Origin of the sequence: Nonomuraea lactucae, assembly GCF_003313395.1 — a bacterium.
Classification (GTDB): Bacteria; Actinomycetota; Actinomycetes; order Streptosporangiales; family Streptosporangiaceae; genus Nonomuraea; species Nonomuraea lactucae.
Window position 1 is genome coordinate 1 of sequence record NZ_QNFZ01000947.1, and the last position, 9,617, is coordinate 9,617.

Below are 9,617 nucleotides of genomic sequence, written 5' to 3' on the forward strand. Positions count from 1 at the left end.
GCTGCGCTCGGTCCCGGCGGACGCCCGGCCCCGCACCCGGCTGGCGGTCATCCCCGGCCGGGTGCCGCCCGCGGGCCGGTTCCCGGAGGGATGCCGGTTCCGGCCGCGCTGCGAGCACGCGATCGACGACTGCGCGCGTACCCGGCCGGAGGAGGCGGGCGTCCGCCGGGAAACCGCGAGCGCTACCGGCACCGCGCACCGAGTCCGGTGCCTGCGGGTGGCCACCGGCGAACTCGACGACCGGCCCGACGAGAAGGAGGCACGATGACCGCGACCCTGCTGAGCGCGCGGGGACTGCGCAAGTCGTTCCCCATCGCCAGGAACCTGCTGGGCAGGCCGACCTCCGGCGTGCGCGCCGTGGACGGCGTGGACCTGGATCTCGGCGAGGGCGAGACGGTCGGCGTGGTGGGAGAGTCGGGCTCCGGCAAGTCCACCGCCGGGCGGCTGCTGGCCCGGCTGGACACGCCGGACGCGGGGCGGATCGAGCTGGAGGGGCGCGACATCACCGGCGTCCGCGGCCGTGAGCTCAAGCGGGTCCGGCGCCGGCTCCAGGTGATCTTCCAGGATCCCTACGGTTCGCTGGACCCCACCAAGACGGTCGAGCACGCGGTGACCGAGCCGCTCGTCGTGCACCGGGTCGGTTCCCGCGCCGACCGCGCCGACCGGGCGTCCGAGCTGCTCGTCCAGGTGGCCCTCGACCCCTCGCTGGCGCAGCGGTATCCGGACGAGCTGTCCGGCGGGCAGCGCCAGCGGGTCGCGATCGCCCGCGCCATGGCCCTGTCGCCGCGCGTGCTGGTGGCCGACGAGCCGACCTCGGCGCTGGACCTGTCCACGCGCTCGGAGATCCTCAACCTGCTGCTGGAGCTCCAGGACGGCAGTGGCCTGGGGACCGTGCTGATCTCCCATGACTTCGCCACGGTCCGGCATCTGACGCATCGCATCGTGGTGATGTACCTCGGCCGGGTGGTCGAGGAAGGGGAGACGGCGGCGTTGGTGGCCGAGCCGCTGCATCCCTACACCCGGGCCCTGCTGTCGGCCGTGCCGGTCCCCGACCCGGCGCGGCAGCGCGGGCGCGAGCGGATCGTGCTGCGCGGGGAGCAGCCCGATCCGGCGGCCCCGCCGAGCGGGTGCCGGTTCCGCGGCAGGTGCCCGCAGGCGATGCCGCGGTGCGCGGAGACCGATCCGGCACTGCTGGACGCCGGGAACGGCCGTCGCGTCGCCTGCCTGCTCCACCACGACGAGCACATGGCCACGACGAGCGCACGGCCTTGAAGCGCCCGGTCACGAAGCACACGGTCACGAAGCGCACGGCTTGAGGAGCGAGAGCATTACATGAGCGAACCGTCCCACCCGCTTCCACTGCGCGGCGTGCGCTGCGGCGCCTGCGGGCGCACGGCCTTTCCCGCGCAGGAATTCGGCTGCGAGGGCTGCGGCGCGTACGGCGCCGGCCTGGAGCCGGTCGAGCTGACCGGGCACGGGACCGTGCTGGCCCTGCTGACCGTGTACGAGCATCCCGACCCCGCCGTCTCGACGCCCGCGACCATCGCCGGTGTCCAGCTCGATGAGGGGCCCGTCCTGCGGGCCCGTGTCAGCGGGGTGCGGGAGGCGGGCGTCGCGGTGACCGCCGCGGCGGACGGCAACGGGCTGATCTTCCACTCGACGAACGGAGCCGGTGCCCGATGACCGCCCTGCGACTGCGCGATCTGCGCCCGGTCTACGTGATCGGCGTGGGCCTGCACCGCTACCAACGTCCGACCGACACCGCTTTCGTGGAGCTGGGGCTCGCCGCGGTGCGCCGCGCGCTCGGCGACGCGGGCCTGGAGTGGCCGGCGGTGGAGGTGGCGTACACGGCCGCGACCCGGCTCGGGATGGCGGTGTCGCGGCCGATGCTCCGGCACCTGGGAGCAACGGGCATCCCCATGACGCAGGTCGAGAACGCCTCGGCGTCAGGCTCGTCGGCGTTCAGGATGGCCTGCAGGGACGTGGCGGCGGGCTTCGCGGACGTGGCTCTGGCGGTCGGTGTGGACAAGGCCGGCAGGGCGGTGCGCGCCGAACAGCTCACCGGGCTCCCCGTTCCGGACGCCGGGCTGGTGATCCCTCCGGTCCACTACGGCCTGCTGGCCGAGGAGTACCTGCGCACGCGGGGGGCCGGCCCCGAGGATCTGGCCCGGGTGGCGGTCAAGAACCACGGGAACGCCGCGCGCAACCCGTTCGCGCACCGCCAGAAGGCGCGGACGCTGGAGGAGGTCCTCGCGGACCGGCCGATCGCCGGGATGCTGACGCGGCTGCAGTGCTGCCCCGTCGGCGAGGGCGCGGCGGCGGCGCTGGTCGTGTCGGGCGACGCCGTCGAGAGGCACGGGCTCGACGCCGGACGGGCGGTGCGGGTGCTGTCCTCGGTGCAGCGCAGCGAGGAGCTGTACGGCGCCAAGAGCTTCGACGCCGAGCTCACCCGCACGACCACCGAGCAGGCCGTCGCGGAGGCCGGCGTCTCGGCCGCCGATCTGGACGTGGTGGAGCTGCATGACGCGTTCACCATCGAGGAACTGCAGTACGTGGAGGCCATGGGCCTGTGCGGCGAGGGCGAGGGCCCGGCGAGGCTGGCCGACGGGGAGTTCGGCATCGGCGGCCGGGTGGCGGTGAGCCCGTCCGGCGGGCTGCTGGCGATGGGCCATCCCGTCGGGCCGACGGGGATCGGCCAGATCGCCGAGATCACTCTGCAGCTTCGCGGCGAGGCGGAGGCGCGGCAGCAGCCGGGCGCCCGGCTCGGGCTGGCTCACCTCGTGGGCGTCGGAGCGGTGTGCGCGGTGCACGTGCTCGCCGCGCCGGATCGGTGAGCCGGATGCTCGCCGAGACGAGACTGGCCTTCGGGCCGGACGTGGCGGAGCGCGCGGCCCGGCAGGAGGCCGCAGGTTACGCGGGCACCTTCACCAGGGAGATCGACTCCGATCCGTTCCTGCCGCTGGCCGTCGCCGCCGGTGGCACGGCGGGGATCGAGCTCGGGACGGCGGTGGCGATCGCCTTCGCCCGCTCCCCGATGACCCTGGCCTACACGGCGCACGACCTGCAGTCGCTCACCGGCGGCAGGTTCGTGCTGGGGCTGGGCACGCAGGTGCGGGGGCACGTCACACGGCGGTTCTCGATGGGCTGGGACGCGCCGGTCGCCCGGATGCGGGACTTCCTGGACGCGCTGCGGGCGATCTGGGCCTCGTGGCGCGAGGGGACGCCGCTCGCACACGAGGGGCCGTTCTACACGCACACGCTGATGACGCCGGCGTTCACGCCTCCCGCGCACGGGCACCCCGACCCGCCGGTCCTGCTCGCCGCGGTCGGCCCGGCCATGACCGAGCTGGCCTGCGCGCGGGCCGACGGCCTGCTGGTCCACCCGTTCAGCGGGTCCGGCCACCTGCGCGCGGTGACGCGGCCGCTGGTCGCGGAGGCGCTGGCACGTCACGGTCGCGACCTGAGCGCCTTCAGGATGAGCGGGTCGGTGCTGGTCGCAACCGGACGGGACGAGCGGGAGATGGCGTCGTCGGTGGCGGCGTTGCGCGCCCGGCTGGCCTTCTACGGGAGCACTCCCGCGTACCGGCCCGTGCTCGCCCACCACGGCTGGGAGGACCTGGCCGACCGCCTGCACGCGCTGTCGAGGACGGGCGGGGACGGCCGCTGGCGGGCGATGGCCGAGCTGGTGCCGGACGAGGTGGTGCGGACGATCGGCGTCGTGGCCGAGCCCGGTGAGCTGGCCGCCCAGATCGCCGAGCGCTACGCCGGGCTGCTGGACCGGATCTGCCTGACCAGCCCGGGACGGGTGGCCCCGGAGCTGCTGGACGCCGCGTCGGCGGACCTCACCCGGGACTGAGGTCGTGTTCGAGCGAGGCCAGCGCCGCCTTCTTCATGGACTCCAGGTCGAAGCCCTCCGGATCGAGGGAGTATTGCAGCACGATGCCGCGGAGCATGCCCTGCAGGACCCCCGCGTGGGCCTCGGGATCGACCGTGCCGCGGACCGTGCCGTCCTCGATGCCCTTGCGCAGCATGCGGACGTATATCTCGCGGACCCGCGCGTAGGCGTCCTGGACGGCGCGCCGCACGGCGGTGGACTCCGTCCCCGACTCGATGGCCAGCACGAGCATGGCCTTGGCGGGGTTGGGCCGGCGCGCCAGCCGGCTCAGGTAGGAGTCGAACATCTCCAGGACCTGGTCGCGCCCGGCGACGTGCTCGCGTTCGCCCGTGGCGGAGGTCTGCGCCTGGTAGTCGCTGCGGATGTGCTCGACGACCGCCTCCATCAGCTTGGCCTTCGAGCCGAAGTGGTAGCCGACCAGCCCGCGGCTGAGCCCGGACGTCTCCTGGATCCGGGCGACCGTGGCCGCCCGGTATCCCTCGGTGGCCAGCACCGCGATCGTGGCCTCGATCAGTGCCCGGCGCGACGCCTCGGTCCGCTCGGGCTGCCTTCCCAGCCGCGGTATGGTCGCGCCGCTCCCGCGTGCCGCCGCCATCATGGCCTCCTAGCCGTCCCGTCCGTCCAGGCTGATTCCGCTCACCGGTCCGTCCACACCGGATCCCGCCGCTCCAGGAAGGCCCGGACGCCCTCCTCGCGGTCCGGCGACGAGAGCGCGGGCTCGGCGACGGCCAGCTGTGCGTCGAACGCCTCGGACTCGCCGCTCCACTCGAACGCCCGCCGCACGATCTCCTTGCTGGCGCGGACCGCGGAGGGACCGTTGGCGGCGATCCGCTCCGCCAGTGCCAGGGCCGTCTCCAGCGCCGCTCCCGGCTCGGCGAGCTCGGTGACGACGCCCGCCTCGGCCAGCCGCCGCGCGCCGACGTGCTCGCCGGTGAGCACCAGCTGCATCGCCAGATGGTACGGCATCCGCTGCGGCAGCCGGATCAGCCCGCCGCCGATGGCCACCAGGTTGCGCCGCACCTCCGGCAGGCCGAAGACCGCCTCCCGCGAGGCGACCAGCAGGTCGCACGAGAGCGCCAGCTCGAACCCGCCGGCCAGCGCGTACCCCTCGATCGCCGCGATGACCGGTTTGCGCACCGAGACGCGGGTGAACGCGGCGAGCTGCGCGGGACGGCCGGAGTACATGGGCTCGCCCGCGGCCACGGCCCTGAGATCCCGGCCGGAGCAGAAGTTGCCGCCGGCCCCGGTCAGCACGATCACCGCGACGCTCGGCTCGGCGTCGAAGCTCTCCAGTGCCGACTGCATGGCCTCTCGCAGCTCCAGGTTCAGCGCGTTGCGGACACGCGGCCGGTTGAGCGTCATGATCCCGGCGTCGCCGCGGATCTCGGTGAGCACGACCGCGCTCGTGCCGTTCGCGTCGGTCGAGGCGATCATATCTGTCGTGTCGGTCACGGTCGTCTCCCTGCCGTCACAGCGCGAACGAGTAGCCGCCGTTGACCGGGACCGTCTGTCCCGTCACCCACGCGGCGGCGTCGGAGGCCAGCATCAGCACCATGTTGGCGGCGTCCTCCGGCTCCCCCGGGCGGCGTACGATGTAACGCTTCATGACCTGCTCCAGCCGCAGGCCGTCGAGCTGGGCCTCGGTGCGCGGGGTGCGGGTGGCCGCCAGCGAGACGCAGTTGGCGGTGATCCCGTATCTTCCCCCGCTGGCGGCCAGCGAGCGGGTGAACCCGGCCGCGCCCGCCTTGGCCGCCGAGTAGCACTCCCGGCCCGCCTCGCCGAAGCGGCCCGCGTCGGAGATGACGGTGACGATCCGACCGTACCTGCGCTCGATCATCCCGGGAAGGACGGCATGCGCGTTGTTGAGCACTCCGTACAGGTTGGTGCCGAGGTAGCCGTGCCACTCGGCGGGCGTCTGCTCCCAGAACGGGGCGGTCATCGCCTCGGTGGGGCTCGGCCCGGCGTTCCCGGCGTTGTTGACCAGGATGTCGATCCCGCCGAAGCGCTCGACGGCGCGCCGCACGACCTCGGTGACCGACTCCAGGTCGCCGACGTCCCCGGCCACGGCGAGCGCCGCGGCACCGGCCTGCTCGACCTCCGCGGCCACCTTCTCGGCGCGTTCGAGGCGGAAGTCGTTCACCACCACGGCCCCGGCGCCGTGCTCGGCGAAGTGCAGCGCGACCCGGCGGCCGACGCCCTGCCCCGCACCCGTGACCAGCGCGATCCGTCCCTTGAGATCCAGCAGATCCGGCATCTGACCCTCCTCTTCCCCACTCGAACTCCTTGCTGATCGTACAGCAAGTATGTTTCGATGGGGAGACCCAGCGGGAGCCGATCCGGCGCCCGAGATCGCCGGCCGACGAGAGGTGCCACGATGGACTTCGACCTCACCGAGGAGCAGACCGAACTCCGCGCCACCATCCGGCGCTACCTGGCGGCGGAGGTGGAGCCGCTCGTGGAGGAGCACGAGCGGGCCGGGACTTTCCCGTTCGAGGTCATGCCGGTGCTCGCCGAGTTCGGCTACCTGGGCGGCTGGCTGCCCGAGGAGGACGGCGGGCTCGGCATCAGCCGGGTGACCTGGGCGATGATGATCGAGGAGCTCGGCTACACCTGGCCGTCGCTGCGCACGATGATCAACATCAGCAACGGCCCGATCCAGCGGCTGGCCACCGACGCCACCCCCGAGCAGAAGGCGCGCTACCTGAAGCCGCTGCTCGCGGGCGAGGCCAGGGTGTTCAACGGGATCACCGAGCCGGAGACCGGCTCCAACGTCGCCGAGATCCGGACCCGGGCCGAGCTGGACGGCGACTCCTGGGTGATCAACGGCCGCAAGCTCTGGATCACCGGCGGCGCCTGGGGCGACTTCGGCACCATCGTCGCGCGCACCCACAGCCCCACCTGCGACGGCGGGCTCTCCCTCTTCCTGGTGGACAGGTCCGAGTCGCCGTTCGAGGTGCGGAAGGTCGACACGATGGTGCTGCGGTCCACGGGCACCGCCGAGCTCGGCTTCGACGACGTCCGGATCCCCAGGGCGAACCTGATCGGCGCCGAGGGCGAGGCCCTCAAGTCGACCCTGGCGGGCCTCGGGGTGGCCCGGGTGAACGTCGCGATGGGCGCGGTCGGCGCGGCGCAGCGGGCCTTCGACCTCGCGCTGGAGCACGCCAAGACCCGGCGGCAGTTCGGGCGGCCGATCGGGTCGTTCCAGCTCGTCCAGCGGCATCTCGTCGAGATGAGGATGCGCGTCGACGCGGCGCGGGCTCTCGGCTACGCCGCCGCGGCGGCGCTGGACAAGGGCCGGCCCGCCAAGCTGGAGGGCTCGATCGCCAAGCTCTACGCGACCGCGGCCGCGCACGAGGTCGCCGATATGGCGCTGCAGATCCACGGCGGGCTCGGCTACGCCACCGGCTTCCCGATCGAGCGGATCTTCCGTGATACCCGGAGCGGGACCATCCTCGAGGGCACCAGCGAGATCCAGACGCTGATCATCGGCCGGGAGCTGACCGGCCTCTCGGCGATCAAGTAGGGCGGGACGGCCACATGACACACGACACTACCGAGGTCTCGTTCCCCGACCTGAACCGGCTGGTCCGCCCCCGATCGATCGTCATCGTGGGCGCCTCCGACAGGCCCGGCAGCCTCGGCCGCCGCACCGTCGACAACCTCCTGCACGCCTCCGAGTTCGGTGGCGACACGTACCTGGTCAACCCGGGCCGGGACGCGATCGACGGCCACCCCTGCCACCCGGACGTCGCCTCGCTGCCCGCGGCCCCCGACGTCGCGGTGATCGCCATCCCGGCCGGCGGCGTGCTGGACGCTCTCGAACAGTGCGCGGCCAAGGGGATCCGTTACGCGATCGTCCTCACCTCCGGCTTCGGCGAGGCCGGTGACGAGGGCCGCGCCCAGCAGGAACGGATGCGCCGGATCGCGGCCGAGACCGGGCTGCGGATCTACGGGCCGAACTGCCCCGGCCTCACCAACCTCGCCGACCGGATCGGCATGACGTTCTCGCCCGCGTTCGCCGACGACAAGCGCACCGGCCCGATCGGCATCGCCACCCAGGGCGGCGGGCTCGGCCGCAACCTCATCCAGGCCGCCGAACGCGGCGCCGGCGCGGCGCTGTGGGCCTCGCTCGGCAACGCCGTGGACCTCGACGTCGCCGACTTCGTCCACCACATGGCGGGCGACGACCAGATCAAGGTCATCGTCACGCTGATGGAGGGCGTGCGCGACGGTCGGCGGCTGCTGGCCGCGTTCCGCGCGGCGGCCGAGGCGGGCAAGCCGGTGGTGACGCTGAAGGTGGGCCACTCCGAGTACGGGGTCCGCGCGATCCAGTCTCACACCGCGAACCTGGCCGGCTCGGCCGAGGTCAACAGCGCCGTCTTCGCCCAGCTCGGCGTGGTCGAGGTGGACGACATCGACGAGCTGATGGACGTCGCCTGGCTGCTCGCCCGCGCCACCCCACCCCCTCGGACCCGGGTCGCCGTCTTCAGCGGCTCCGGCGGGGCGTGCGTGATGGCCGCCGACATGGTGGGCGCCGCGGGCCTGGAACTGGCCGAGTTCGCGCCCGAGACCACGGCGGCCCTGCGCGAGGTGCTGCCCGGCTTCGCGGCGGTGGACAACCCGGTCGACGTCACCGCCGCCGTGATCCCCGACCCGGGCCTCATGGACCGCGCCCTCGGCCTCGTCGCCGCCGACCCCTACGTGGATCTGGTGCTGCTGCCCATCCCGCTGGACTACGGCGACCACTCCGCGCTCGGCTCGCGGGCCATGGCCGAGGCGCAGAGCCGGACCTCCACCCCGCTGCTGCCGGTGTGGATGAGCGACAAACGCGGCCCGGGATGGCAGGTGCTCGCCGACGCGGGCTTCTGCTCGCCGGGCAGCCTCGGCAAGGCGGTCCTGGCCGTACGGCGGTGGGCCGACCACGGCCGACGCGCGGCCACGGACCCCGGCCCCGCTCCCCTCCTGCTGCGGGGCGCGGGTCCCACCTCCGTTCCGCTGCCCGCGGTCGACACCGAGCCGAAGGCCAAGGCGTGGCTGGCCGCAGCCGGCATCGCCGTTCCCGAGGGGGTGCCGGCCGGGTCGGCGGACCAGGCCCGGGAGGCCGCGCGAGAGCTGCGCGGGCGGCTCGTCCTCAAGGTCGTCAGCCCGGACCTGCCGCACAAGTCCGACGTGGGCGGGGTGATCGTCGGGATCGAGGGTCCCGACGCGGCCGCCGAGGCGTGGGATCGGATCGTCGCGAGCGCCTCGCCTCACGGGCGCGTCGAGGGCGTGCTGGTGGAACGCATGGCACCGGACGGTGTCGACATGCTCGTGGGCGTCCATCGTGATCCGGTCTACGGCCATCTGATCACGGTGGGGCTCGGGGGCGTACACGTCGAGCTGTTCAGGGACGTGCAGCGCAGGCTGCTGCCCCTGGACCGGCGCACGGCGGTGGAGATGCTGGACGGGCTGCGCTGCCGCCCCCTCCTTGAGGGCATGCGCGGCGCCCCGCGCCACGACGTGGAGGGCCTGGTGGATCTGCTGCTGACGGTGTCCGACCTGGTGTCCCGGCACGCGGACGAGCTCGGCGAGCTGGACCTCAACCCGGTCCGCGTCCGGCCGGCCGGGTCGCCGGGGCCGACCGTGCTGGCGCTGGACGCGCTGGTGGTGCGGCGGTGAACGGCACCGGGCGGCCGACGGGGCCACCTGGCGAGCCGACCGCCGGACCGTCGGCCGAGCCTCC

Annotated in this window: 10 protein-coding genes; 7 read left to right on the forward strand and 3 right to left on the reverse strand. The window is 73.7% G+C overall.

The annotated features are described in order from the left end of the window. The 5 genes from DQW85_RS33075 to DQW85_RS33095 all read left to right on the forward strand — a co-directional run. The coding region (locus DQW85_RS33075) for an oligopeptide/dipeptide ABC transporter ATP-binding protein (protein ID WP_338043433.1) at positions 1–268 on the forward strand (268 nt) is incomplete at its 5' end. Beyond that, the gene (locus DQW85_RS33080; RefSeq protein WP_113703705.1) at positions 265–1,272 is read left to right on the forward strand and encodes an ABC transporter ATP-binding protein; all 1,008 of its coding nucleotides are present in this window, start codon (positions 265–267) and stop codon (positions 1,270–1,272) included. The genes DQW85_RS33075 and DQW85_RS33080, both read left to right, overlap by 4 nt. Positions 1,273–1,332: 60 nt before the next feature. Beyond that, positions 1,333–1,683 (forward strand): Zn-ribbon domain-containing OB-fold protein, encoded by a 351-nt coding sequence (locus DQW85_RS33085; protein ID WP_113703706.1) that lies wholly within the window; start codon positions 1,333–1,335, stop codon positions 1,681–1,683. Further along, on the forward strand, positions 1,680–2,834 hold the full coding sequence (locus DQW85_RS33090; RefSeq protein ID WP_113703707.1) for a thiolase family protein: 1,155 nt from the start codon (positions 1,680–1,682) through the stop codon (positions 2,832–2,834). The genes DQW85_RS33085 and DQW85_RS33090 overlap by 4 nt, the downstream gene beginning before the upstream one ends. Positions 2,835–2,839: 5 nt before the next feature. Continuing rightward, entirely contained in the window at positions 2,840–3,856 is a 1,017-nt protein-coding gene (locus tag DQW85_RS33095; protein ID WP_113703708.1) for a TIGR03617 family F420-dependent LLM class oxidoreductase, read from the forward strand. Here the strand turns inward: DQW85_RS33095 and DQW85_RS33100 are convergent. The 3 genes from DQW85_RS33100 to DQW85_RS33110 are packed head-to-tail and all read right to left on the reverse strand — an operon-like array spanning position 3,843 to position 6,149. Continuing rightward, entirely contained in the window at positions 3,843–4,490 is a 648-nt protein-coding gene (locus DQW85_RS33100; protein ID WP_162795569.1) for a TetR/AcrR family transcriptional regulator, read from the reverse strand. The genes DQW85_RS33095 and DQW85_RS33100 overlap by 14 nt on opposite strands. Positions 4,491–4,531: 41 nt before the next feature. Continuing rightward, positions 4,532–5,347 (reverse strand): crotonase/enoyl-CoA hydratase family protein, encoded by an 816-nt coding sequence (locus DQW85_RS33105; RefSeq protein WP_240197578.1) that lies wholly within the window; start codon positions 5,345–5,347, stop codon positions 4,532–4,534. Between the two features lie 16 nt (positions 5,348–5,363). Then, the gene (locus DQW85_RS33110; RefSeq protein ID WP_113703711.1) at positions 5,364–6,149 is read right to left on the reverse strand and encodes an SDR family NAD(P)-dependent oxidoreductase; all 786 of its coding nucleotides are present in this window, start codon (positions 6,147–6,149) and stop codon (positions 5,364–5,366) included. 120 nt (positions 6,150–6,269) lie between these two features. Between DQW85_RS33110 and DQW85_RS33115 the strand changes: the two genes are divergently transcribed. Next, on the forward strand, positions 6,270–7,418 hold the full coding sequence (locus DQW85_RS33115) for an acyl-CoA dehydrogenase family protein (RefSeq protein ID WP_113703712.1): 1,149 nt from the start codon (positions 6,270–6,272) through the stop codon (positions 7,416–7,418). A gap of 14 nt (positions 7,419–7,432) precedes the next feature. Beyond that, on the forward strand, positions 7,433–9,553 hold the full coding sequence (locus tag DQW85_RS33120) for an acetate--CoA ligase family protein (protein ID WP_113703713.1): 2,121 nt from the start codon (positions 7,433–7,435) through the stop codon (positions 9,551–9,553). Positions 9,554–9,617 lie beyond the last annotated feature (64 nt).

What these genes read in the sequence shown, in the direction of transcription:
- DQW85_RS33090 (WP_113703707.1), top strand. Translation starts at nt 1,680, where the DNA reads ATGACCGCCCTGCGACTGCGCGATCTGCGCCCGGTCTACGTGATCGGC.
- DQW85_RS33100 (WP_162795569.1), bottom strand. Translation starts at nt 4,490, where the DNA reads ATGGCGGCGGCACGCGGGAGCGGCGCGACCATACCGCGGCTGGGAAGG.
- DQW85_RS33115 (WP_113703712.1), top strand. Translation starts at nt 6,270, where the DNA reads ATGGACTTCGACCTCACCGAGGAGCAGACCGAACTCCGCGCCACCATC.
- DQW85_RS33095 (WP_113703708.1), top strand. Translation starts at nt 2,840, where the DNA reads ATGCTCGCCGAGACGAGACTGGCCTTCGGGCCGGACGTGGCGGAGCGC.
- DQW85_RS33110 (WP_113703711.1), bottom strand. Translation starts at nt 6,149, where the DNA reads ATGCCGGATCTGCTGGATCTCAAGGGACGGATCGCGCTGGTCACGGGT.
- DQW85_RS33085 (WP_113703706.1), top strand. Translation starts at nt 1,333, where the DNA reads ATGAGCGAACCGTCCCACCCGCTTCCACTGCGCGGCGTGCGCTGCGGC.
- DQW85_RS33080 (WP_113703705.1), top strand. Translation starts at nt 265, where the DNA reads ATGACCGCGACCCTGCTGAGCGCGCGGGGACTGCGCAAGTCGTTCCCC.
- DQW85_RS33120 (WP_113703713.1), top strand. Translation starts at nt 7,433, where the DNA reads ATGACACACGACACTACCGAGGTCTCGTTCCCCGACCTGAACCGGCTG.